Genomic DNA, 25,606 nt, shown 5'->3' on the forward strand with positions numbered 1-25,606 from the left:
GCATTTAAATTGACAGCAGGAGATATTGAATCTAAACTAATATTATATCATTATAACGTGAAATATAATATCTTTCCGAAGCGGCAATTCTAAAAAACTTTTGAACTATGAAGCACGAAGCGAGGAATACGGATGAAAAGGTTTTTTCTTATAATATTGGCTGCATGCCTGTCCTTTACCGGCTGTGGGAACCATGAAACGGAAGAGACATTTGCTGAGACGGATGAGGCGGAAAAGACGGTTCTGGAGTTTTATACCTGGCAGGATGAGAAAAATTATATGACAAAGGTGGTCAATGCCTTCATGGAGGACCACCCGGATATTGTGGTAAACCCTCATTTTATCCCATCTTCTGAATACGGTCAGACGATTTCTGTCCTGCATAACATCGGAGGCGGGACCATTGATCTGTTTGCGGAATCCAAACCTTCCGCCTCAGCGGCAGATGTGAAAAGAAACTATGTGATGGACATTACAGAGCTGTTTGATGCGGGAGGAGAAAAAGCCCGGGGCTATGCGGAAATGATGGAGAGTCTGAAAATTAACGGAAAGGTCTATATGATTCCTTACCGAAAAAGCACCTGGGCGGTTTATTACAATAAAACAATATTTGACGAGGCGGGGATTCCCTATCCGGAAGGGGAGTGGACCTGGGAGGATTATACTGAGCTGGCCAGGAAACTTACCAAGGAAGAGGACGGGCGCCGGATCTATGGGAGCATCAGCTTTGAGACCGGCAGCATGTGGTGGAGAACTCCTGTGAGGACGGCGGGAATAGAAAACAGGATGACGGAGGAAGGACTGGAGATGTATAAAAAGGCTGCCTGGTGGAATTATCAGATGGCCTATGAATACAGAGCGCAGCCGGCATTTACAGAGCTTACGGATGTGAGCAGCTATGACTACGTCAGCAGGTTCCTCAGAGGCGATATTGCCATGATCTATTGCGGGGACTGGTGTATGGAGATTATTGCGCAGCAGATGAAGGCCCGGAAGATGGATTTTGAATATGATGTGGCGCCGCTGCCGGGGCCTGTGAATTCGGAAAAGTATATGCCGGTGACTTCGGCGGTGCTTCAGGTGTCGGCCAGATCGGAACATCCGAAAGAGGCTCTGATGCTTGCAGAATATATTTCCGGGGAAAAGGGGGCGGAAATTCTGGCCGAAAACGGCATTTTGCCGGCATGGGATACAGAACCTATCAGAGAAATTCTCAGAAATAATATTTATGCGCCGGAACATATTCAGTGTTTCTGGGATTATGACAAAGCAGTCTATACTTTTCCAAATGAAGAAATGGATGAAGCGTTGGAAATTGTGAACCGGTATGTGGGGCAGTACTTCCTGAAGGAGATCAGCCTTGACACAGCGTTTGAGAATATACGGAGTATTCTCCGGGAACGGAAGCTGATTGCGGAAAATGAAAAATAAAATAAAAAAACCGATTACAAGACGTTTCTTTTTTTATATTGTCTTTCTGATCGTCCTTTCTAATGTATTGCTGTCTTTAATTATCTCAGCGATTTTCCGCAACAGCATGGGAAGGCAGGCCACAGAGGCAAGCATCAGCCTCCTGCAGAGAAATCTGGAAAATGTCAACGAATATCTGAAGGGAATTGACGATATTGCCAATTCCCTGATTTATAACCAGGACCTTATTGATCTGGTCAAGCGAAAAGAAAATACCCTTGCGGACCGGGATTTGCTGAATTCTATATTTTCTATTTTTTATCAGTCCAGGAATGATCTGAAACTCATCATATATAAGGAATCGGAACCGGACAAGGCATACTCAATTTATTCTGGTTCCGGGTTGGCGGAAACCGGGGATTTCCATCGTTCAGAGTGGTACAGGAAGATCAGCCAATCCAGCCAGAACCGCATTATGGTATCCAATCAGGTGTCCGCGTATACGGATGGAGAACGCAATGAATTTGCCCATGTGATGATTTATAAAATAAAGGACCGCTACAGCGATTCCTGTATCGGTTATCTGAGAGTGGACATCGACCTGCAGAACCTGAAAAAGTATTTTATCAGTGATTATGAAAATATTGATGGTACCAGTATTTATGATGGGGAGGGAAACCTCCTGTTCCAGGACAAAATGGTGGTAAAGATCCCCTGGGGCACGGCGTTGGGAGAAACAGGAGTCTATCTCCACCAGGACAGCTCTTATATCACTGTATATGGCAATGTTTCAGATATTGGCTGGAAGATGGCATTTTGTGTGGATAAAGAGAAAATATTCAGAGACCTGGATTACATTATGGTAGTGCTGGTAGGCATCCTTCTCTTTGTGATTCTGATCACTTCTCTATGTTCCGGAAGGCTGTTTTCAATTGTTACAGATAACTTTAAACGTCTTGTAGCAGGGATGGAAAGCGTTAAACAGGGAAATCTGGATACTCAGGTGGAAATTGTCCGTGATGACGAGGTCGGGGTTTTGATTGATGAATTTAACGGAACTGTGAGGACGCTCAACAAGCTGATGGAGGAAGTGGAGAAAAAACAGATTTTGTTAAAAGAAGTGGAAATCAAGGCCCTTCAGCAGCAGATCAATCCTCATTTCATCTTTAATATTCTGGAGACGATTATGGGGCTGGCCAGCGAGGGGCTAGATGATAAGGTGATCACTGTCTGCCAGGGCATGAGCTCCATGCTCCGCTACAATATTTCTTTTCAGAACAGCACGCGCCTTGAAAACGAAATCGTCCAGATGAAGAATTATATCAAACTCATGCAGATCCGCTTTGAGAACCGTTTTGAAGTGTTTTGTGATATAGATGAGCGCTGCCTGAATGCAGAATTTGTGAAGTTCACACTGCAGCCTCTGGTGGAAAATTCTATTTCCCACGGCCTGAGCGAATGCGTTTCGGGAGGGCTGATCCGGATACTGATCCAGAGGCAGGAGGATATGGTAGCCATCAGCATTTATGACAATGGCAGCGGAATCGAAGAGGGGCGTCTGGAAGAGATTAACCGGAAAATCCATGAAACGATTGAAAACCCTCTGGAATATGTGGAACAATATAATGGCCTGGGATTGATGAACGTAAACCTGCGGCTCAGAATGCACTTTAAGGAACAGTATCATATAGAGATTTTCAGCAAAGACAGAAAAGGCACCTGTATTTACATCAAAATACCGTATATAGAAGTATAGAGGAGTGAGGCAGAGATGTACGGCGCGCTGGTTGTGGACGATGAAAAATATATACGGAGAAGCATTATTAACCGGATTCACTGGAAAGAGTGCGGAGTGGAAGTGGTTGGAGAGGCTGCGGATGGAAGAGAAGCGTTTGATATGATTGCTCTGAACCAGCCGGATATCGTGATCACAGACATCAGAATGCCCGGAACGGACGGGCTGCGGCTTTCTGAAAAAATTGCTGCTGAATATCCTCACATCAGGATTATCATTATCAGCGCTTATAATGATTTTGATTATGCGAGAAAAGCCATCCGGTACGGCGTCCGGGAATATCTGCTCAAGCCGGTTGCTGAGGAAGAGCTGGAAACGGCGCTGCGCAGGCTGTGCGCGGAGCTGGAAGCAGACCAAAGCAGCTATCAGGTTCCTGAAATCAGCCCGGATTCTGTGGAGAAGAAAAAATTCAAGGGAGATTCTTTTTTGATAACTTCATTTTTTCTTTCTGAGATCCGGGATGAGGCCTGCTGTGAGGAAAGGATCAGCAAGCTGTATCAGGCGCTGGCGCTGCAGGCGGAAGCAGAGCAGGAAGGTTTGGAGCTGTTTTTTCTGCGGGAAGGCAGCGGGGAACAATGCTCTTTCTTATGGGCCGGAAAAGGAATGACAGAGAGAAAAGTATACCTGGCTCTGAAAAAAGCAAGATCTGAAGACATGGAAGAAAGGTCAGCCAGCGTAGGGCTGTCGGGAGTTCTGCAGGGAGAAAGCATGAAGGAGGCGCAGCTGCTGAAACTGCAGTCAGAAGCGGTTACGGCGCTGAAGGGAAAAATATTCGGCGGAGGCCAGGTATGGTATTTCAGCAAAGTTACACAGAAAGAAGCATCCCTGGAGAAATACAAGAACGACCTCCTGCAGCTTTATGAGCTGTCTGTTCAGGAAGATTGGGAAAAACTGAAGCTGCTGTTAAAGGAAATGATCATCTATAAGCTGTCCGGGGCCGCGTCAGTACTGGAGCTGGAATTTCTGGTAGGCGAGCTGATATTTGCGCTGGAACGGATTTCCAGAAGGCTGGGTTACTTATACGAAACAAGGGTGCTGTTTCACGATCTGAAAAAATCTGATTTTCTGCTGCGCTTTGAGAGTGTGGAAAAACTGGCCTCGGTGATGGAGGAGCTTTCGGATACAGTGCTTTCCTACCGATGCGGCGGAAAGCGGTACGATGCGCTGGAAGAAATAAGGGATTATGTACAGCAGCATTTTGCCGAGGACCTTTCCGTGGCACATATCGCAGGAAAATATCACATGAACGCGGCGTATCTTTCTACTGTATTTAAAGAGAGAAATAATATTTCTCTGTCAGCTTACATAGAAGGGGTTAGAATGGAAAAGGCTAAAAAGTTTCTGAGGCAGGACTGGGGAAATATTACGGAAGCAGCGCTGGCCACGGGCTATTCGGATTCCAATTACTTCACAAAAGTATTTAAAAAATATACGGGCATGACTCCCAGCCAGTGGAAGAGGTCAGCAGAAACGTCTAAATAAAAAGGGAAAGCACTTTTTGCAATCTCCGGGAGCAGGAACTGTCATTCACTCTCCCCTGAATCTTTTGTATAATATGCACAACAAAAGATTTCAGAGGAGGGTTTTTTATGAGAAAAAAATTTGCGGCAAAAATGACTGCGCTGGCCATGAGCGGACTGCTGGCAGTATCTGCTCTTGCCGGCTGCGGAAACAGCGGAGACCCGAAAGGGACCACAGCGGCTCCTGGAACACAGTCAGGCTCCCAGGGTGAGACAAAGGGGCAGACCGGCGGGGACGAAGAGGTCACCCTGAACTTCTACGCCTGGCTGGATGAAGAAGGAATCTTCACAAAACTGGCGGAGGCTTACAAGAAGGACCATCCCAATGTAACCATTAATATGAACTTTGTAGCCAGCGCGGACTATGAGACCAAGCTGATCACCGCTTTTTCCGGCGGCGCGGACATCGACTGCTTTGCGGTGGCTTCCCCGCCCAGCCTGGCATCCTATGTGGCAAAGAACCAGGTTTATGAGCTGGATGAACTGATTTCCAGCACAAAGACGGACATTTCCGGATCTCAGGCCACCATTGACGCAACCAAGATTGACGGCAAGATTTATTCCCTTCCCTATAAGACCAGTTCCTGGTTTGTAGTATACAATAAGGACGTCTTTGACGCGGCAGGCGTGCCTTATCCGGACGGCGACTGGACCTGGGAAGAATATGCGGAAATAGCCGGCAAGCTTACGCAGGGAGAAGGGGCGGACAAGGTGTACGGCTCTCTGAACTTCCAGCCCACCTCCATGTGGTGGAGAGTTCCGGCCAATACAAAGGGAGCTATCAACCCGCTGGAAGAGGATCAGCTGGATGCCTGGCTGGACGCTGCGGAATTCTGTAAGAAGCTGTCAGACGACGGATACCAGCCCCCCTACGCGGACCGCGCGGGCGAAGCAGGCGCTGACTATACCGGCGCGTTCCTGACCGGCAAATACGGCATGATGTATAACGGCGACTGGGTCATCGAAATGCTCAACAGCGCCATTGCGGACGGTGAAAAGTGCAATTATGATATCGCCCCCATCCCTCACTGGGAAGGTGAAAAACCCATGACAGTAGGCGCTCCGGCAACCCTTCAGGTAGCGAAAAACGCCAAGAATCCGGAAGCTGCCTTTGACTTCATCAGCTTCTGTACCGGCGCTGAAGGCGCAAAAATCCTGCTGGAAAATGACTATTTCCCTGCCTGGACTTCAGACGCGATTGTAAAAGAATACTGCGAAGGCAAGACTGCTCCTGAACATATTGAGTATGTTGTAAACCAGACCAATTCTTCACAGGTGCCCTGCGATCCCAATTATAATACTGCATCGAATGTGGTGAAAGAAGAGGTTTCCCTGCTGCTTCTCGGCGAACAGGACCGGGAGACGACCAAGAAAACCATTACGGATCGTCTTGCAAGTGAGGTTGCACAGTAAGTGACAGGCTGCAAAAACGGGAAGGCCGGATGTACGAAGATACAGAGGCTTTCCCGTTTTTTGAAAGAAGGAGGTTATGTGATGGATGCAGCTGTACAGGTGAAAGTGAAAAGAAGGAAACTAAATTCTTATAAAAAAGCGCAGCGCAATACGGCGATTCTTTTTTTAATCCCCAATTTCCTGGGATTTCTGATTTTTATCGTTTATCCGGTGCTCAAATCTCTGTATATCAGTTTCTTTAACTGGGATGGTTTGGGAAATGCGGAGTTTATCGGGATTCAGAACTATGTCCGCCTGTTTCAGGACAGCACGTTCCGGATTTCGTTCTGGAACAATATCCACTATACCCTGGTGACGGTGCCCCTGTCTATTTTCCTGGGAATTTTGATCGCGCTGCTGATGAATACAAAGATCAAGGGCATTCAGGTGTTCCGGGTAATTTATTTTCTCCCACAGATCACCTCTATGGTGGCGATCGGCATTGTGTGGACAACGGTGCTGGCCAATTACGGGCCGGTCAACCAGTTCCTGATGACTTTTGGGATGGAAAATCCGCCGCAGTGGCTGTCCTCCACGCAGTGGGCCCTGATTTCAGTGGAAATCGTATCCATCTGGCGCAGCATGGGCTATAATGCGGTGATTCTTCTGGCCGGGCTGCAGGGAATCAATGCGGAATTATATGAGGCTGCAAAGATAGACGGAGCGGGTGTGTTCAAGCGCTTTACCAAGGTTACCATTCCCATGCTGTCCCCCACGATTTTTCTCTGCCTGGTGATGCAGATGATTGGTTCTTTCCAGGTATTCGATACAATCATGGCCATGACCCAGGGCGGACCTGGCCGGGCTACCAATGTACTGACCTATTACATTTACCAGCGCGCTTTTGTGGACTGGCGTTTCGGCTATGCTTCCGCGGTAGCTTATGTGCTGTTTGCCATTATCCTGGTGTTTACATTGATTCAGTTCATCGGCCAGAGAAAATGGGTCAACTATTGACGGGGGAGGTGCAAAAATGAAGAAAAAACAAGTGGCTTCCAGGGCATTGATTATTTTTCTGCTGGTCCTGGTGGCGTTTATTATGATCATGCCCTTTATCTGGATGGTCCTGGGTTCCGTAAAAATGAAGAGCGAACTGTTTGCGGTTCCTCTGAAATGGCTGCCGGAAACGCCGGTCTGGAAAAACTACACGGATGTGTTTGAAAAAGTCCCCTTCCTCCAGTTCTACTGGAATACCGCCAAAGTAGCAGTGCTGGCTACTTTGGGACAGGTGGTCACCTGCGCGCTGTCCGCTTATGCTTTTTCCAAGCTGGAATTCAGAGGGCGGGATGTGCTGTTCATGTTTTACCTGGCGACCATGATGATTCCCGGCCAGGTTACCATGGTTCCGCAGTATGAGCTGATGAACCATCTGAATCTTCTGAACAACCACTGGACGCTGATTCTGCTGCGCTGGTTCAGCCCCTTTGGGGTATTCCTGCTGCGCCAGTTCTTTATCAGTATTCCTGACTCCCTGGTAGAAGCCGCCAGAATCGACGGGGCCCGGGAAGTGAAGATTTTTACCACGGTGATCTGCCCTCTGGCAAAGCCTGCGTTTGCCACATTGACGACGTTGACATTCCTGAACGCCTGGAACGAGTTTATGGGGCCGTTGATTTTCCTGAATGAGAAAAGCAAATTTACCCTGCAGATGGGCATTCGTTATTTCCAGCAGATGTTCGGAACAGAATATACGCTGATTATGGCGTCCACCACTATGTCGCTGATTCCCATATTGCTGATTTATATGCTGGCTCAGAAATATTTCATTGAAGGCATCGCGGCGTCCGGCATTAAGGGCTGAGCGGGGAAGGAAAGAAAAGAAGATGGAGTACAGAAATCCTGTGCTGACTGGTTTTTATCCCGACCCCAGCATCTGCAGGGCCGGAAATGATTATTATATGGTGACCAGCAGCTTTGAATATCTGCCGGGAATTCCGGTGTTCCACAGCAGGGATCTTGTGAATTGGGAACAAGTGGGGCACTGCCTGACCAGAAAGGAGCAGATGACCTTTCCAGAGGCGCCTGCCTCCGGTGGAATCTATGCGGCGACCATCCGTTATCATCAAGGCAAATTTTATGTCACCTCCACAAATACCTCCGCCCAGGGGCATACAGGAAATTTTATCGTGAGCGCCGAGGACCCGGCCGGAGAGTGGTCGGATCCTGTATGGGTGGAGCAGGGGGGAATAGACCCTTCTCTGTTTTTTGATGAAGACGGCACTGCGTACTATACCAGCAACGGGATGTTCCGGGACCACAGCGGAGTGATGCGGAACATGATCCAGCAGTCGGTTATTTCTGCGGAAACCGGAGAAATACTGCGGGGGCCGGAAGTGATTTCTCTGGGAACCGGCGGAAGGTGCGCGGAAGGGCCCCATCTTTACCGCAAGGACGGGATGTACTATCTCCTGCTGGCGGAAGGCGGTACGGAACTGGGCCATATGGAAACCATATTCCGCAGCGAGAATCCTTTCGGGCCGTTCCAGCCCTGCCCGGGCAACCCAATTCTCACAGCCAGGGATGAAAACAGGCCGGAGCTGGCCGCCGCCGGGCACGCGGACATCGTGGAAGACGCGGACGGGAGATACTGGATGGTATTCCTGTGCTACAGGACGATAGACGCAAAATTCCACCATCTGGGAAGGGAAACTTCTATTGTGCCGCTGATCTGGGAAGAGGGGACATGGCCCCAGATTCCCGGAGGCCGGGCTCCCCGGAGGCTGGTGCGATGCCTGCCGGAAAGAGAGGTGGCCCAGAGAGATCTGCGCAGAAGCTTTTACGATGATTTCAGCGGAACACGGAAACTGGACTGGAATACCATCCGGGAGTATTGTGGGGAGATTGAAACAGGAAAGGAAGGCCTGCGCATCAAAGGCAGCCGGATATCCCTCTGGGAGCAGAAGACGCCTTCATTTCTGGGCGTCCGGCAGAAACATATGCGTTTCCTGTGCAGCACAGACCTGCGCTTTATGCCGGAAACACCTGAAGAAGAGGCCGGGCTCTGCGTGCTTTACAGCAATACCGCATACTACAGCTTTCGTATTGTCCGCGGGAAAAAAGGTTTTGCGCTGTCCCTTCGGCGGCGCATCCACGATATGGAAACAGAACAGCGCTGTCTGGAACTGAAAGAAGGCCGGGCGGAAATCGCGGTGATGGGGGAGGAAGCAGACTATCATTTTGGCGTGATGGAGAATGGGGAATTCCTGGAGCTGGCAAAAGCAGATACCCGCCTCCTGTCCACAGAAGTGAATCGGGGGTTTACCGGGGTGTATATTGGGCTCTATGCCTCAGGGAATGGGAAGAACTGCAGAAAACCCGCAGTATTTTCGTATTTCAGGTATGAGGGACAGGATGATGAAGTGTAAAAACGAGGAGGATCAAAATGATACAAGTGGCGATTGTGGGAACCGGAAATATTTCCAATGCGCATATCAGGGGGCTTTTAGAATTTCCTGAACGCTGCAGGATTGCGGCCCTTGTGGATATCTACCCGGAAAAGGCCCGGGCGGCAAAAGAGAAGTACGGCCTGAAAGATGCGGCTGTTTTTGACAGCCATGAAAAAATGCTGTCCTCCGGCCTGAAAATAGACCTGGTGCATGTGTGCACGCCGCCGTCCTGCCATGCGGAGATTGCCATTCATTCCATGGACGCCGGAATCAGCGTGCTGGTGGAAAAACCCATGGCTCCCAGCCTGAAGGAATGTGATGAAATGCTGGAAGCAGAAAAAAGAAACCATGTGACCATGGCTTGTATCGCTCAGAACCGTTTCCGAAATATCATATATAAGTTAAAAAAGACGGTTGAAAGCGGGCTGGCCGGAAAAATCCGCTGCGCCCATGTGGATTCTCTCTGGTGGAGAGGGCATTGCTATTATGATTTGTGGTGGCGTGGGACCTGGGAAAAAGAAGGCGGCGGCCCCACGCTGAATCACGCGGTGCACCACATTGATATGATCAACTGGATTCAGGGGGGACTTCCTGAGGAAGTCACTTCCATGCTGGCAAATGTGATGCACGATAATTCAGAGGTGGAGGATCTTTCTTTTGCCGCTCTGCGCTATGGGGACGGTTCCGTGGCGGAAGTCACCAGCTCTGTGGTGCATCACGGAGAAGAGCAGGGAATCGTCCTGCAGTGCGAAAAGGCCAAAATCGCCGCGCCCTGGAGCTGTGTGGCGGAAGTGACCAAGGAAAATGGGTTTCCTGTGGAAGGGCATAACCAGGAACTGATGGAAGAGCTGAAAGCTTACTATAACAGCCTGCCTGACCTGGTTTACGAGGGGCATGCCGGAGAGATCGACGATGTGCTGGCGGCTCTGGAAAAGGGGGCGCGGCCCTTGATCACCGGCGCTGACGGCAGGAAGACAGTGGAGCTGATCACCGCCATCTATAAAGCTGGTTTTGAGAAGCGGACCGTGACGCTGCCCATCGGGCCGGAGGATGAGTACTATACTGAGACAGGCCTTCAAAAACATGCCGTCCATTTTTATGAAAAAGGAAAGAGTATTGAGAATTTTGCTTCTTCTGAAATTACAGTGGGAACATATTGAGAAAGCAGGTGCGTGAAGATGGACAGAAATGACGGAATGAACTATGCGCCGAAGGGGAAGCCCAGCCCGGTGGTGTGCGGCAGGGAATTTGTGTTCGCAGCAGTGGCTCTGGACCACGGCCATATCTATGGGATGTGCAATGGTCTCACCGAGGCAGGAGCGGTTTTGAAATGGGTTTATGACCCTGATCCGGAAAAAGTAAGGAAATTTCAGGAAGTTTTTCCCCAGGCTATGGCGGCGGCGTCAGAAGAACAGGTGCTCTCCGACCCGGAGGTGCGCCTGGTGGCAGGCGCAGCGGTGACCAGCATGCGCTGCGCCCTGGGGCTGCGGGTGATGGAAGCGGGAAAGGATTATTTTACGGATAAAGCGCCTCTGACTACCCTGGAACAGCTGGAAGCTGCGAAAGAAATGGTGAAAAAGACCGGCAGGAAATATATGGTGTACTACAGCGAACGGCTGCATGTGGAATCTGCGGTGTACGCCGGACAGCTCATCGAACAGGGGGCTATCGGCCATGTGATCCAGGTGATCGGCATGGGGCCCCACCGCCTGGCGGCCGGAGGGCGTCCCGCCTGGTTTTTTGAAAAAGAGCATTACGGCGGAATTCTCTGCGATATCGGAAGCCACCAGATCGAACAGTTTCTGTTTTACACAGGGGCCAGGGACGCGGCAGTGGTGCGCAGCCAGGTGGGCAATTACAATCATCCGCAGTATCCGGAGCTGGAAGATTTCGGGGATGCCATGCTGGTTGGAGACAACGGAGCCACCCAGTATTTCCGGGTGGATTGGTTCACCCCGGACGGGCTGCGTACCTGGGGTGACGGCAGGACGTTTATCCTGGGCACAGACGGGTATATCGAATTGAGAAAGTATATCAATATCGGCACTGAAACTGTGGATTCAGATCATGTTTTTCTGGTAAATCAGAATGGCGAATTCCACTATGAGGTGGCCGGAAAGGTAGGGTATCCTTATTTTGGACGGCTGATCCTGGATTGCCTCAACAGAACAGAGAACGCCATGACCCAGGAGCATGCCTTTAAGGCGGCGGAACTCAGCGTGAAAGCGGAGATGCAGGCTGTCCGGCTTTTCCTGTCCAGGGAATGACAGAAAGAACCAGGTGAAGAGATGAAAGGATTTCACTATGATGTAGACGCTGGCTGCCCGGTGGGAGAAAACAGGAAATTCTGGGCTGCCTGCGGCACGGATTCCCTGTATCCCCTGCTGTTTACAGACAGTGGAGAGCGTTTGCTGAAGCGGATGCAGGAAAGGGGGACCTGCCGTTATATGCGGAACCACCACACCCTTTCCAGCCTGGCAAAGGACGGTTACCCGGACGCAGGCGGCGATGTGTATTCGGAGGATCCGGAAGGAAGGCCCATATATCATTTTGAGAAGGCCAACAAAATTTTTAAAAAATATCTGGAGTATGGCATAAAGCCGGTGGTGGAGCTGGATTTCCTGCCGGACGCCCTGTGCCGCAGCGTGTCCCGGGGCGGCGAGGAGGAGGGGGTATATCTGAACCGTTCCTATCCCAAGGACTGGAATAAGTGGCATGGCCTTCTGAAAGCTTTTGTCCGGAATCTGTCCGATACTTTTGGGACCGAGGAGATCCGCAGCTGGTATTTTGAAGTGTGGAATGAGGCGGACGGATGGCCGGTAGAGGATTGGCCCCAATTTCACAGAATGTATGATATATTTGTGGATGCGGTGCTGAGCGTGGACGAAAAGCTGCGGGTCGGCGGTCCCGGTTCCTTCAGGCAGGATTTCCTGCACGATTTTCTGGAACACGCGGCCAGGGGGAGAAATCATGTGACAGGGGCCAGAGGGACCAGAGTGGATTTTATTTCCTATCACATCTATGGAATGAGCGGCAGCTGGCTGAAAGAATATCCACTGGTGGCGCCCGCTGTACAGCGCTTTACCCAGGAACTGATGTGGCTGTCGCGGCTGATCGGAAGCTATCCAGAACTAAAGGATGCGGAATTTCATCTCAATGAGTGGGGCGTGTGTTCCCACTATGAAAAAAATGCCCGGGACTATCCGGCTCTGGAAATCCGCAACAGTGAATTCTCCGCCTGTTTTTTTGTGAAGCTGGTGGACTGCATCCAGCAGATCCGTCTGAGATATGGGTTTGAGGTGACGGTGCTGCTGTACTGGGGATTTTGCCTGGAAGATGACAGGAAGCAGATTTTTGCGGGAAACCGGGATTTAATGACCTGGCCGCATCTGCCCAAGCCGGTGCTGACAGCTTTTGAGATGATGGCGAAGATGGGGCCGGAACTGTTTCAGGTAGAGGGGGCGCGGGCCGGAGGCCCCCTGGGCTGCATGGCGGCCGGAGGAGAAGGCGCTTATCAGCTGATGCTCTATCATTTTGAGGAATATGAGCAGTATGCGGAATCCGCGTCGGGAAGTATTTTTGTCCGCGGGTTGGAGGACGGCGTTTACCAGGTATGCAGGATGGAACTGTCCGCAGGCAGCCACAATGCTTACAGAATCTGGAAGAGCTGCGGCTCTCCGGAATTTCCGGAACCGGATGTTCTGGAAAGGATGGCGGCAGCGGCAGAGCCGGACTGGGACAGCCGGCAGCCTGCGGAGGTGAAAGAGGGGGTGCTGTCTTTGCAGGAGACCCTGGCGCCGCAGACTATATTGCTGTTGTGGCTGGAGAAAACGAAATAGACTGGCAGGCATGGCGGAAGAAAAACGCGCCGCAGAGAATGTTAGAGAAAAAAGGAGGTAAAAATGGAACGCAGAGAAACAGATCTGACAGATCAGTGGAAATTCTGGTTTGGGGAAGAAAAGACGGGGCCGGGAACAGAGGTGGAGCTGCCTCATGACTGGGTGATCGGGACGCCTGCGGTGAGAGATGTGCGGGAAACTTCCCAGGGGTTCCGGGCCTGCCGGGGTACTGGCTGGTATCAGAAAGAGCTGTCTGTTGCCAGAGAAGAAGGCCGGAGATATTTCCTGGATTTTGGCGGGGTTTATGAAAAAAGCAAGGTCTGGGTAAACGGTACATTTGTGGGCGGGCATCAGTATGGATATACTTCTTTCCGCCTGGAAATCACAGACTGGCTCCGGGACGGCCGGAACCTGATTGAGGTACGGGTGGACAGCGATGTGACACCTACGGACAGGTGGTATACGGGAGCCGGGATTTACCGGCCCGTGCGCCTGATTGAAACTGGCCTCCGGTACCTGGATGAGAATGAAATAGTAGTTTCCGTATCCTTTCCCGGAGGAAGTTATGAATCAGCAGAGGTGAAGGTGAAGACAGGGACTGCGTTTCCTGTGAGCGGGGAGCTGTGCCGCAAAGACCTGCGGCTGCAGGCGGAGGGAGAACAGGGAAACCTGATATTTGAAGTGCCTCGCCCAATGCTGTGGACAGCAGAAGACCCTCAGTTATATCAGTTAAAGATTAAGCTGAGAGACCGGGACGGCTCAGGCGATTCGGTATCCATGAAAATTGGGCTGAGGGACGTGAGGTTTGTGCCGCAGAAGGGACTGATTGTCAACGGAAAATCTGTGAAGCTCCGGGGAGTATGCCTTCATCAGGACGCAGGATGTATGGGGGCCGCGGCTAAGAAAGAAATCTGGGAAGAACGTCTGAAGCTGTTAAAGGAGATGGGCTGTAATGCCATCCGTGCCGCCCACCACATCCATTCCAGAGAGTTCATGGACCTCTGTGATGAGATGGGTTTTTATGTGTATGAGGAATGTTTTGATAAATGGACCGGCGGTCATTACGGCGTTTTTTTTGAAACAGAATGGAAGTCCGACCTGGACGGAATGGTCAAGAGAGACAGGAACCGTCCCAGCGTGATGATCTGGGGAGTTGGAAATGAGGTGGAAAACCAGGGACAGCCTTCTATGCTGAAGATTTTAAAAACCCTGGCTGACCGGGTCCGGGAACTGGACGGCAGCAGGCCGGTGACCTATGCCATGAATCCCCATTTCAAACGGGAAAGCAATGTGGACCTTTCCAGGATCAGCGACATCCAGCAGTTTGTAGATGAGGCGGACGATACGGAAATCTGGGATGTGGAGGAGAAAATCCAGAGGATCAGAGGGATCGGGGAACTGGTGGACATTATCTCCTGCAATTATCAGGAGCAGTGGTATGAACAGATCCATGAGGCGCTGCCGGATAAATTAATTCTGGGAACAGAGATTTACCAGTATTTCAAAGGCCATCCGGACCAGTTTAAGAACTTCACGGAAGATAATCCTTCCCTGGTGCCGGAACGGTATGATTATGTGATCGGAGGCATGATCTGGGCGGGAATCGATTACCTTGGAGAATCCATGGGATACCCGGCCAAAAGCTGGAACGGAGCGCTGATCCGGACAAATGGGGAGCGCAAAGCCGGTTACTATATGATGCAGAGCTACTGGACCAAAGAGCCTATGGTACATTTTTCTGTCATGGATTATTCCCTGGAAGATGAAGGGGTGAAGGATCACTGGGATATTCCCATGTATGCGGACCACTGGCATTTTCCTCAGTTCCGGAACACAGTGATCCCCTATATGATCGCCAGCAACTGCGAAGAGGTGGAGGTCTATGTGAACGATACGAGGATTTATGTGCCCCGCCCCGCGGACTGCCCGAACCGCCTTATCACCGGCTTCCTTCCCTGGATACCCGGCAGGGTTACAGTGGTTGGACGAAACGACGGTAAGGAGGTATGCCGCCAGGAGACTGTGACGCCCGGCCCGGCAGTGCAGCTGGGATTTGACCGTAAAAGCGGGAAGTTGCCGGCCTGTAGGGGGTATCAGCTGCTTCTGACTGTCCGCGCTCTGGATGCAGAGAACAATCCCTGCTTCAGAGAGAGCGCGAAGGTGCGGTTCAGAGCGGAAGGGCCTGCCAAAATACTGGCTGTGGACAACGGGGACGCCAAGTCCTTTGAACCGTACCAGGAGACCTTTATCCATATGTATCACGGCTGCGCCAGCGTGGTGGTCGGCCTGACCGGGGAACCCGGCAGAATCGCGGTATACGCGGATGCGGATGGAATGAGAAGCGGATCTGTCATTATTTGTGCTGAATAAAGACAAATGAAAGAAGTGACAGGGGCGGCCGTTTTCACGATTGGAGAATCAGGAAAGCGGCCGCCCCTCTATCTCTGGCATTCTAATTTATTTTCAGCCTGTCTGTGAATGCAGGCCGGAGGGATATTGGCTGGGAGAAAAGCCGGTTATTTTGGTAAAAGACTTGAAAAACAGAGAGTAGTCCGTAAAACCGGATAAATAGCAGGCTTCACTGGGAGGCACCTGCCGTAGCATCAGGCTGCAGGCATGGTTAATCCGTTTGTTTAAAATGAAATGATGGATGGTACAGCCAGTCTCTTTTTTAAACTGCCGCATCAAATGATATTTGCTGACGAAAAATTTTGCGGACAGCATATCTATGGAAATTTTTTGTGTAAAGCTGTTCTCCAGAAACCTGATAATTTCAGGAATGACAGAGTTTTCTTCAGGTCCCGGACAGGCAGGGCTGATATTCTTATAGATATCCATCAGAATTTCAGAGATCCAGGAATAGCGGAAGGCATAGTATGATTGGCTTTCCATTTGGTATTCGCTGGTGATTTTTGAAGCCAGGGCCAGGATATTTTCCAGCTCCCTGTCTTCAAGGCAAGATTCTGCGGCCGGCAGTTTTGCGGCGGCGTAAAGAGTATGGGGCCCGCGGAATGCACAGATATCCCAGAAGCCGGGTTCCAGAGACAGATATAAGAAATTCGCTCTCTGAGGGACAGGCTGGGTAATTGTGCAGGCCTCATCCGGCGGGATGATTTGGAACTGGCGGCAGTGCAGTTCTGTCTCTCTGCCGCTGGCAGAGAACCGCAGGAATTCCCCCAGACAGATGATGATACGGCAGGCTCCATGGCTGTCTGGCAGCGTTTGAGCGCTGCGGAAAAAAGAATCAGATTGTTCCAGAAGAAATAAGCGATCTTTAACGATCATGAAATCACGCCCCCAATCTGTTTCACGTGCAAGACCATTTGTTTCAATCTTATTGTAAAAAATAAGGGGCTGGGAAAATAGAAAAATAATTAAAAGAAATAGGAAATTTATTAGAAGAGAAAAAACAGATAAAAACAGCAGCCGCAAAAGTGAAAACACTTTTTGCGGCTGCTTTTGTGTATCCCTAAGCCAGCACAGATTCAATATAGGCCCTGATCTCAGCGCACTTGCAGTTTGCAAAGAAAAGTTCTTTAAATTTTGCACCGCTGACTGTGGCTTTCAGGAAATCCTGGTCAATGGTTTTCAGGATGGTCATCATATCGGTATGGGTGATCTTTTTGATGCTGTCCAGAATCTTCTTGTTCCGCTGTTCCGGAACAACTCTCTCGGGCGGGTAGCCGTTTCCTGGTTCGCTGCCGAACAGTTTTTCAAAGGTATATTTCAGATTCAGCTCAGCGCCCCATCCAAAGCCCTTTGCAAAAGGCATTGCGATGGCATTCCCATCGTTGATCTGAGCGAACATGAACCCGTCGGAGGGGTCCACCACATGTCCGCACAGCACGCCGGGAAAAGCGTTGCAGGCTAGCATGGCGCCTTCGCCTGTACCGCAGCCGGTAACCACAAAATCAGCCGCTCCGCTGTTAAGCAGGATTGCGGCCAGCAAACCGGCCTGCACATAGGTCAGCTGCGCTTCGTCCTCGGCGGCATACATACCGTAGTTGTCCACTACGTGGCCCATGGGTGTTACGACTTCCTTCAGAGCTGCCTCAATCATGCTGTTCTTGGCAGCCTGGCTGTTTTCATTAATCAAAGCTATTCTCATTTCTAATCACACTCACTTTCTGAATACTTTTTAATCACTGTAATAACTATAAAACAGGGGGCCGTTTTTGTCAACTGACGGCCTTCTGCAAATTATTCTTTAAACGGAAACGCCTCGTAAGTCAAATCCATGCCCAGACGGCGGAAAGTCCTGCTGTCCGCAGAAGAGAGCATAACGGAAGAATGTGCCTGCAGCCCTTTTAACTTCGGCAGCTGTTCCAGCGCCAGCATGGCGATGGGGTCGTTGGAAGCACAGGCCGAAAGAGCGATCAGAATCTCATCGCTGTGCAGGCAGGGGTTTTTACTGCCCAGGTAAGCTGTTTTCAGATGCTGGATGGGCTGGATCGCTTCAGGAGAAATCAGGTGGACGCTGTCGTCGATCCCGGCCAGCGTCTTTACAGCGTTCAAAAGCAAAGCGGAGCAGGCGCCCAGCAGTTCCCCGGATTTGCCGGTAACCATGGAACCGTCTTCCAGCTGCAGGGCCGCCACAGGTACCTGGACTTCCGCCGACAGCTTTCGTGCAGCTGCAGCCACCTGACGGTCCTCAGGCGTGATCTTTGCGTTTTTCATGAGCAGGCCGATTTTATAGACCTCCGATTCCGCAGCCTGATTCTGGGAAAATTTCACCCGCGTCTGGAAGTAACGGCGCAGGATTTCCTGACAAGAAGCCTCCCGGCAGGCCTCGTCGTCAGAGAGGCAATAGCCCGCCATGTTGACGCCCATATCTGTGGGCGACTTGTAGGGGCATTCCCCATAGATCGCTTCAAAAACCGCCCGCAGCACCGGGAAAATCTCCACATCCCGATTGTAGTTTACAGCAGTTTTTTCATAGGCTTCCAGATGAAAGGGGTCAATCATATTCACGTCGTTCAGATCCGCAGTAGCGGCTTCATAGGCCAGGTTCACCGGGTGGTTGATCGGTAAGTTCCATACTGGAAAGGTTTCAAATTTCGCATAACCTGCCTGTATTCCTCTTTTGTGCTCGTGGTAAAGCTGGGACAGGCAGGTGGCCATCTTTCCGCTGCCGGGCCCGGGGGCGGTGACGATTACCAGCGGCCGTTCTGTCTCGATATAATCATTCTTTCCAAACCCTTCTTCACTGATTACCAGCGGCACGTTGCCGGGATAGCCCTCAATGATGTAATGGGTGTAGACCTTGATTTCGGCCTCCTGCAGCCTGCGGCGGAACAGGTCTGCCGCCTTCTGTCCATTGTACTGTGTGATCACGACGCTGCCCACATACAGCCCGCGCTCCTGGAAATTCCGGCGCAGCCTCAGCACATCCCGGTCGTAGGTGATATCCAGATCGCCCCGGATTTTATTTTTCTCAATATCAGCGGCACTGATGACAATGACAATTTCCGCATGGTCCTTCAGCTGCATGAGCATGTTCAGCTTGCTGTCCGGCTGAAATCCGGGCAGCACCCTGGACGCATGATAATCGTCAAAGAGTTTTCCGCCAAATTCCAGATAAAGCTTGTCCCCAAACTGGCTGATGCGCTCTCTGATGTGCTCCGACTGCAGGGTAACGTATTTTTCATTATCAAATCCGATTTTCACTGTGTGCCTCCGTTTGTCTTTTATCTGTTTTAAAATGCTGACCGCATACTGAATTATTCTATAACAGAAAACAGAGAATTTCAATAGAAGATTATGGCTCTTGCGGACGGCTTGCCAGATCTTCCAGCATGTGAAGCAATATTTTACGGTCATATGTGTGCAAACGTTTATAGAAGGCGAGCAGTGCCGCCTGTTCGTCAGACTCAACAGGAAATACTATTCTGCGTTCGTCATTTCTGCGCAGTATGTAATCCGTGCTGACTTCAAAATAATCAGCCAGGGCAGTCAGGAGATCGCAGGAAAAATCGTTGCGGGCACTGCCTTCAATTTTGCTGATTGTCTGCTGGCTTGCATGGACCATGTCGCCCAGCTGTGCCTGGGTCATTCGTTTTTCCTTTCGCAGTTCCCGGATTCGGTTCATGATATCATGTCCCTCCTTTTTATAATACCTATTTTACTGAAAAGAGATGTGAGGGATACTGCAATAATGGATATTTACCACTAAAATAATGGTAAAAAATTCCAGAACCCCTTTTGGAAACAATATGACTTAAAATTTTTGGCGAGTTTAGAGTTATTTAATAATTATTATGCTTCATTTCACTGTTTGGGTAATTGACAAAGGCTTCACAAAATGAGATAATAAACACAAATTGAATTTCTTTAAGAAGGAGGACATAATCATGTCAACAAAAGCTATGTATCCCAGCAGCGAAATTGGCAAGGACAAGCCCGGATTTTCCAAGACTCGTTCTATTATCGAAGCTGCTTTTTACGGTAACAACGTTGTAAAAGTAAATACACTGAAAGAGGCCTATAATCTGGCCAAGAATTCTCCGGGCACGATTGTGACTGACATGCCTGTATACAGAGGCGAGGAGTTCGGTCTGGACAGCGATGCAAGGGTTCTGCTGTTTAACGACGGCGCCATCACAGGCCGTTATGCTGCTGCCAGAAGAATTGCCGGCGAACCTGGCGTGGACTGCGAAGCGCTGGACAAGGTTGCGATGGACGCGATCTATGAGTCACGCTGGAAGACCATGTACCATGCAGAGGTTTATGCAGGCCTGGATCCTGAATTCATGGTAAAATGCCATCTGCTGATTCCGGAAGGCGAAGAGAACATCCTGTATTCCTGGATGCTGAACTTCCAGTACATGTCTGATGAATATGTAAAGATGTATAAGAACTCCAAACCCGTAGGCGACGGCAAGGAGCCTGATATCTATATTTTCTCCGATCCTCAGTGGGTTCCTGAAGACCGCCCCGGCGTTGATTTCAGCTGCCTGAGCGATCCTGCCAAGAAGACTCTGTGCTATTTCAACACCAGCACAAACTGCGCATGCATTCTGGGCATGAGATATTTCGGCGAGCATAAGAAGGGAACTCTGACCATGGTATGGGCAGTGGCAAACCGTAACGGCTATGCTTCCTGCCATGGCGGACAGAAGGAATATCTGCTGCCCGACGGCCGCAAGTATGTTGCTTCCGTATACGGCCTGTCCGGTTCCGGCAAGTCCACCCTGACCCATGCAAAGCATAACGGCAAGTATGAGATCAAGGTTCTGCACGATGACGCGTTCATTATCAATACTGATACCTGCGCTTCCGTTGCCATTGAGCCTACTTACTTTGATAAGACTGCAGATTATCCTACAGGCTGCCCTGACAATAAGTACCTTCTGACCGCCCAGAACTGCTCCGCGACCCTGGACGACGAAGGCAAGATTCAGCTGGTGACAGAAGATATCCGTAACGGCAACGGCCGTGCGATCAAGTCCAAACTGTGGTCTCCTAACCGTGTGGACAAGATTGAGGCTCCTGTTAATGCGATCTTCTGGATTATGAAGGATCCTACCATTCCGCCGGTAGTAAAGCTGAAGGGCGCTTCTCTGGCATCTGTTATGGGCGCAACTCTGGCTACGAAGAGATCTTCCGCAGAGCGTCTGGCTCCCGGCGTAGATCCCAACAAGCTGGTTGTAGTACCTTATGCAAATCCTTTCAGAACCTATCCTCTGGCTGACGACTATGAGAAATTCAAGAAGCTGGTTGAAGAGAAGAACGTAGACTGCTATATCATCAACACCGGCGACTTCATGGGCAAGAAGGTAAAACCTGCTGATACTCTGGGCGTTCTGGAAGCTATTGTTGACGAGACCGCAGAGTTCAAGCCCTGGGGACCTTTCTCCGACATCGAGATCATGGATTGGGAAGGCTTTGTGCCTGACCTGAAGGATGCAGATTATGTCAGCCAGCTGAAGGCACGCATGCAGGACCGTGTAAACGAGATTGCAAACTTTGCGACTGCAAAGGGCGGATACGACAAGCTGCCTGATGATGCTCTGGAAGCAATCCAGAAAGTTGTTGATGAGGCGAATACTCTGTAATACTGTATGAGGTATCATTACTGATAATAAAAATGCCCGTTGCCGGGCCAGCCTGAGCTGGCTCTTGTGCAACGGGTATTTTTGGTTGTTTCATAGGAAACTGTGTTTCCTATGAAACAAACCCCCTTTATTGAGGTTCAGTCTTCTTCCGGCTCCGGGCTGTTATCGGGTGAGAATCTGCCGTACAGCACAGCCATTTCTTTCAGATACTGTGCCAGACCGGGAGACAATGCATCTTTGCGAAATCTGAACTGCCAGTTGCCGGAAGGCACGGAGGGCGTGTTCATGCGGCAGTCGCTGCCGTAACCCAGCACATCCTGAATGGGATAGACTGCGTAGCGGGCCACAGAGCCGAGGGCTGTCCGTATGAAATCCAGATGTATCATCCGCGCGTCTGTGTTCATATACCGGCGCACCCGGTCCTGAAGTCCTTCATCCATGCTCAGATACCAGCCCAGGGCAGTATCATTGTCATGAGTCCCTGTATAGCAGATACAGTTGGCCGTAGTAAAATTGTGGGGCAGCATGCTGCTGTCATCTTCATTTTCAAACCCAAACTGCAGTACCTTCATTCCCGGAAAGCCAAAATCATCCCTGAGCTTCTCTACTTCCGGCGTGATGACGCCCAGGTCCTCAGCCCAGATGGGCAGGCTGTCACCTAAAGCGCTGCGGATGGCGCGGAACAGATCTGCGTCCGGCCCTTTGACCCATTTTCCCTTTCGAGCGGTTGTTTCACCATAGGGAATGGAGCAATAGGCTTCGAATCCCCGGAAATGGTCGATACGAAGATAATCCACTTGCTTCAGCTGATGGCTGATCCGTTTGATCCACCACTGGTAGCCCTCTTTTTTGTGGGCCGCCCAGTTGTACAGCGGATTGCCCCAGAGCTGGCCGTCCTCGCTGAAGTAGTCAGGAGGCACCCCCGCCACGGCGGTAGGGAATCCCTTGGAATCCAGCTGGAATAAATGCGGCTGGGCCCATACGTCGGCGCTGTCCATGGATACAAAGATCGGGATATCCCCCACAATGAGAATTCCCTTTGTTGCCGCGTAGCTGCGCACTTCATTCCATTGCTGGAAGAAAAGGAACTGAATAAATTTGTAATAGTATATCCCTTCTGCCAGATCTGCGCTCCAGTTTTTTCTTAACTCAGGAGTGAGGCGCCGATCAGAGGCCGGCCATTCCAGAAAAGACCGCCCCTTGCGGGCGTCTTTTGCAGCCATGAAAAGCGCGTAATCTTCCAGCCAATCGGCTTCCCTGGAGCAAAACGCCTGGAAATCTTCTTTTTGGTTTTGGGAAGAGGACTTCCTGAAACGCTCACAGGCAATATGAAACAGAGCGGTTTTCCAGGTGATAACCGGACCATAATCCACTTTATCCTGAGAAAATTCAGGAGTATCTTTAAGATCCTCCTCTGTCAGAAGTCCTTGTTCCAGTAGCTTTTCAGGGCTGACGAGCAGCGGCTGCCCGGCAAAGGCTGAAAATGACTGATACGGAGAATCTCCGTAACCTGTATGGCCTAAAGGAAGGACCTGCCAGAGCTTTTGTCCCGCGGCGGCAAGAAAATCCAGAAATTCATAGGTCCCGCTCCCGAAATCCCCGATTCCATAGGGGGAGGGGAAGGAAGTGGGGTGCGCCAGGATGCCAGCCATCCTAAGCGGCTTCTGTTGTTCTTTCATATGTACCTCCAAAATTAAGGGCTTCAAGCCCGGCAATCTAAATGTATTATAAAGGATGGGACGCGGGTTTGCAATGGGACTTTACAAAAAGCCTTGCCAGAGCAGGGAAATTGTGCTACACTGTTTTTGTTTGAAGATCAAAATAAATGATTCCGGGAGGAAAAGAACATGATAATCGAGCCAAAGGTGAGAGGGTTTATTTGTACCACAGCGCATCCCGACGGCTGCCGTGAAAATGTGAAGCAACAGATAGAATATGTAAAAAGCCGGGGCAGGATGGAAGGACCGTCCAAAGTTCTGGTAATCGGCGGGTCTACGGGTTACGGACTGGCTTCCAGGATCGCAGCCGCCTTTGGATGCGGGGCCGCTACTCTGGGCATTATGTTTGAAAAAGTAGCTACAGAAAAACGCACTGCCACCCCCGGCTGGTATAATACAATGGCTTTTGAGGGGTTTGCAGAGGAAGACGGGCTCTATGCCCGGACGCTGAACGGGGACGCTTTTTCCATGGAGATGAAGGAGCAGACGGTTCAGGCGATCCGCGAGGACCTGGGACAAATCGATATGGTGATATACAGCCTGGCCGCGCCGCGCCGTACCATGCCGGACGGGACGGTGTATTCCTCTGTATTAAAAACAACAAATGGAATATTTACTAATAAATCCCTGAATCTCAGAAATAACCAGATTGAAGAGGCTTCCATTTCCCCTGCCTCACAGGAGGAGACAGCAGCTACGGTAAAGGTGATGGGCGGAGAGGACTGGATGGACTGGATGCGTGTTTTGTCCCGAGCCGGCGTGCTTGCGCCACATTTCAAAACGCTGGCATATTCATATATCGGACCGGAGTTAACCTATCCTGTTTATTATGAAGGTACGATCGGAATGGCAAAACAGCATTTGTGCGAAACTGCAAGGAAAATCAATCAGGAGATTCCTGGGGCGGAGGCCCTGGTTTCAGTGAATAAAGCGCTGGTGACACAGGCCAGTTCTGCAATTCCTATAGTGCCGCTGTATATGGCGATACTGTATCATGTGATGAAGGAAAAGGGACTGCATGAAGGGTGTATCCAGCAGATGGACCGCCTGTTCAGAGAAAAACTGGCCGGACAGGCAGAAACGGATGGCAGTGGGCTGATTCGCCTGGACGACTACGAAATGCGTGAAGACGTTCAGTCTGAAGTAATGCGTTTATGGGAAGTGGTGAATACAGAAAATCTGCGGCAGTGCGCGGATCTGGAAGGCTACTGGGAAGATTTTTACCATATGTTCGGGTTCGGGTTTGAAAATGTGGACTATACCAGGGACGTGCCTCTGACTTAAAAACGGCTGAAAACAGGAAAATCAGGCGGAAAACTGAAAAGAACTGGAATAGAAAACAGGAAAGTGCTATACTGGAATCAAATCAGTATAGTACTTTTTTTGAGGAGGTAGGGCTAATGAAAATGCTGCAGCAAGTGATGACAGCGCCGGGGGAAATCAAATTTCAGGAGGCGCCGGTACCTGAAGCCGGACCAGGGCAGGTCCTGATAAAAATGATGAAAATCGGAATTTGCGGTTCTGATATTCACGTATATCACGGAAAACATCCGTTTACTTCTTATCCGGTTACACAGGGGCATGAGGTGTCCGGAGAGATCGCCGCGCTGGGGGACGGCGTGGAGAATCTGCGCGTTGGGCAGAAGGTGACGGTTCAGCCTCAGGTGGTGTGTGGAGAGTGCTATCCCTGCCGCCATGGAAAATACAATTTGTGTGAGAAACTGAAGGTGATGGGATTTCAGACTACCGGCATGGCTTCCCACTATTTCGTTGCGGACGCTTTCCGGGTGACGCCTCTGCCCGAAGAAATGAGCTATGCGGAAGGAGCCATGATAGAACCGTTGGCTGTTGCAGTACATGCCGTGCGCCGTGCCGGAGACGTGGCAGGCCAGAAAATTGCGGTTCTGGGAGCCGGCCCCATAGGCATTCTGGTAGCGCAGGCTGCGAAAGGCCTGGGGGCCGGGCAGGTGATGATCACGGACGTCAGCAGCCTGCGCCTGAAGAAAGCGGCTGAATGCGGCGCCGATTTCTGTGTGAATACGAAAGAAAGAGATTTCGGAGAAGCGATGGAGGAGTGTTTTGGCCCGGATAAAGCAGATGTGATCTATGACTGCGCCGGGAATAACGTGACCATCGGGCAGGCCGTCCAATATGCCAGAAAGGGCAGCACGATTATTCTGGTAGCGGTATTCGCGGACCTGGCTACCGTGGATCTGGCGGTGCTCAATGATCATGAACTGGACCTGAACACTTCCATGATGTACCGGAATGAGGACTATCTTGAAGCGATCCGGCTGGCCGGAGAGGGGAAAGTCCTGCTGAAACCTCTGATTTCAGCGACTTTTGACTTTGAGGATTATCTGAAGGCATACCGGTATATTGACGAGAACAGGGAAAGCACCATGAAGGTGCTGATTGATGTGCAGAGATAG

Annotated in this window: 19 protein-coding genes; 14 read left to right on the top strand and 5 right to left on the bottom strand. The window is 50.5% G+C overall.

The genetic code is table 11. From position 1 onward, the window contains the following. Positions 1-132 precede the first annotated feature (132 nt). The 11 genes from EV209_RS11890 to EV209_RS11940 all read left to right on the top strand — a co-directional run bounded on the left by EV209_RS11890 (position 133) and on the right by EV209_RS11940 (position 15,772). Entirely contained in the window at positions 133-1,431 is a 1,299-nt protein-coding gene (locus EV209_RS11890; protein ID WP_130435689.1) for an ABC transporter substrate-binding protein, read from the top strand. Further along, positions 1,421-3,166 carry a cache domain-containing sensor histidine kinase gene (locus tag EV209_RS11895; protein WP_130435690.1) on the top strand — a complete coding sequence of 582 codons (1,746 nt, stop codon included), beginning with the start codon at positions 1,421-1,423 and terminating at the stop codon, positions 3,164-3,166. Before EV209_RS11890 ends, EV209_RS11895 begins: the two co-directional genes overlap by 11 nt. Positions 3,167-3,181: 15 nt before the next feature. Continuing rightward, positions 3,182-4,687 carry a response regulator gene (locus EV209_RS11900; RefSeq protein ID WP_130435691.1) on the top strand — a complete coding sequence of 502 codons (1,506 nt, stop codon included), beginning with the start codon at positions 3,182-3,184 and terminating at the stop codon, positions 4,685-4,687. 107 nt (positions 4,688-4,794) lie between these two features. Further along, positions 4,795-6,138 carry an ABC transporter substrate-binding protein gene (locus EV209_RS11905; RefSeq protein WP_130435692.1) on the top strand — a complete coding sequence of 448 codons (1,344 nt, stop codon included), beginning with the start codon at positions 4,795-4,797 and terminating at the stop codon, positions 6,136-6,138. Positions 6,139-6,219: 81 nt separating this feature from the next. Further along, positions 6,220-7,134: a carbohydrate ABC transporter permease gene (locus tag EV209_RS11910; protein WP_130435693.1), complete on the top strand. Its 915-nt coding sequence runs from the start codon at positions 6,220-6,222 to the stop codon at positions 7,132-7,134. A gap of 16 nt (positions 7,135-7,150) precedes the next feature. Next, positions 7,151-7,978 carry a carbohydrate ABC transporter permease gene (locus tag EV209_RS11915; RefSeq protein WP_130435694.1) on the top strand — a complete coding sequence of 276 codons (828 nt, stop codon included), beginning with the start codon at positions 7,151-7,153 and terminating at the stop codon, positions 7,976-7,978. 22 nt (positions 7,979-8,000) lie between these two features. Next, on the top strand, positions 8,001-9,542 hold the full coding sequence (locus EV209_RS11920; protein ID WP_130435695.1) for a glycoside hydrolase family 43 protein: 1,542 nt from the start codon (positions 8,001-8,003) through the stop codon (positions 9,540-9,542). A 17-nt stretch (positions 9,543-9,559) separates the two neighbouring features. Beyond that, the gene (locus EV209_RS11925) at positions 9,560-10,723 is read left to right on the top strand and encodes a Gfo/Idh/MocA family protein (RefSeq protein WP_130435696.1); all 1,164 of its coding nucleotides are present in this window, start codon (positions 9,560-9,562) and stop codon (positions 10,721-10,723) included. A gap of 18 nt (positions 10,724-10,741) precedes the next feature. After that, positions 10,742-11,830, top strand: coding sequence for a Gfo/Idh/MocA family protein (locus EV209_RS11930; protein WP_130435697.1), 1,089 nt, complete (start codon positions 10,742-10,744; stop codon positions 11,828-11,830). A gap of 21 nt (positions 11,831-11,851) precedes the next feature. Then, positions 11,852-13,402: a GH39 family glycosyl hydrolase gene (locus EV209_RS11935; RefSeq protein ID WP_130435698.1), complete on the top strand. Its 1,551-nt coding sequence runs from the start codon at positions 11,852-11,854 to the stop codon at positions 13,400-13,402. A gap of 63 nt (positions 13,403-13,465) precedes the next feature. Beyond that, the gene (locus EV209_RS11940; RefSeq protein WP_130435699.1) at positions 13,466-15,772 is read left to right on the top strand and encodes a glycoside hydrolase family 2 protein; all 2,307 of its coding nucleotides are present in this window, start codon (positions 13,466-13,468) and stop codon (positions 15,770-15,772) included. 93 nt (positions 15,773-15,865) lie between these two features. Here the strand turns inward: EV209_RS11940 and EV209_RS11945 are convergent, their stop codons facing one another. The 4 genes from EV209_RS11945 to EV209_RS11960 form a co-directional block, all read right to left on the bottom strand. Further along, positions 15,866-16,687, bottom strand: coding sequence for a helix-turn-helix transcriptional regulator (locus tag EV209_RS11945; protein WP_130435700.1), 822 nt, complete (start codon positions 16,685-16,687; stop codon positions 15,866-15,868). A gap of 184 nt (positions 16,688-16,871) precedes the next feature. Then, positions 16,872-17,510 (bottom strand): RpiB/LacA/LacB family sugar-phosphate isomerase, encoded by a 639-nt coding sequence (locus EV209_RS11950; RefSeq protein WP_130435701.1) that lies wholly within the window; start codon positions 17,508-17,510, stop codon positions 16,872-16,874. Between the two features lie 92 nt (positions 17,511-17,602). After that, positions 17,603-19,069: a DUF1846 domain-containing protein gene (locus EV209_RS11955; protein ID WP_130435702.1), complete on the bottom strand. Its 1,467-nt coding sequence runs from the start codon at positions 19,067-19,069 to the stop codon at positions 17,603-17,605. A gap of 91 nt (positions 19,070-19,160) precedes the next feature. Continuing rightward, positions 19,161-19,490, bottom strand: a complete 330-nt coding sequence (locus tag EV209_RS11960) for a helix-turn-helix transcriptional regulator (protein WP_130435703.1) — start codon at positions 19,488-19,490, stop codon at positions 19,161-19,163. 262 nt (positions 19,491-19,752) lie between these two features. On the opposite strand from EV209_RS11960, the gene EV209_RS11965 reads away from it, so the two are divergent. Then, a complete protein-coding gene (locus EV209_RS11965; protein WP_130435704.1) occupies positions 19,753-21,456 on the top strand; it encodes a phosphoenolpyruvate carboxykinase (ATP) in 1,704 nt (567 codons plus the stop codon). 137 nt (positions 21,457-21,593) lie between these two features. On the opposite strand, the gene malQ is transcribed toward EV209_RS11965, so the two are convergent. Continuing rightward, positions 21,594-23,135, bottom strand: coding sequence for a 4-alpha-glucanotransferase (malQ, locus tag EV209_RS11970; RefSeq protein ID WP_130435705.1), 1,542 nt, complete (start codon positions 23,133-23,135; stop codon positions 21,594-21,596). 168 nt (positions 23,136-23,303) lie between these two features. Between malQ and fabV the strand changes: the two genes are divergently transcribed. Beyond that, positions 23,304-24,458, top strand: a complete 1,155-nt coding sequence (fabV, locus tag EV209_RS11975) for an enoyl-ACP reductase FabV (RefSeq protein WP_130435706.1) — start codon at positions 23,304-23,306, stop codon at positions 24,456-24,458. A 122-nt stretch (positions 24,459-24,580) separates the two neighbouring features. Next, positions 24,581-25,606, top strand: coding sequence for a zinc-dependent alcohol dehydrogenase (locus EV209_RS11980; protein ID WP_130435859.1), 1,026 nt, complete (start codon positions 24,581-24,583; stop codon positions 25,604-25,606).

Source organism: Cuneatibacter caecimuris, assembly GCF_004216775.1.
GTDB classification, from domain to species: domain Bacteria; phylum Bacillota; class Clostridia; order Lachnospirales; family Lachnospiraceae; genus Cuneatibacter; species Cuneatibacter caecimuris.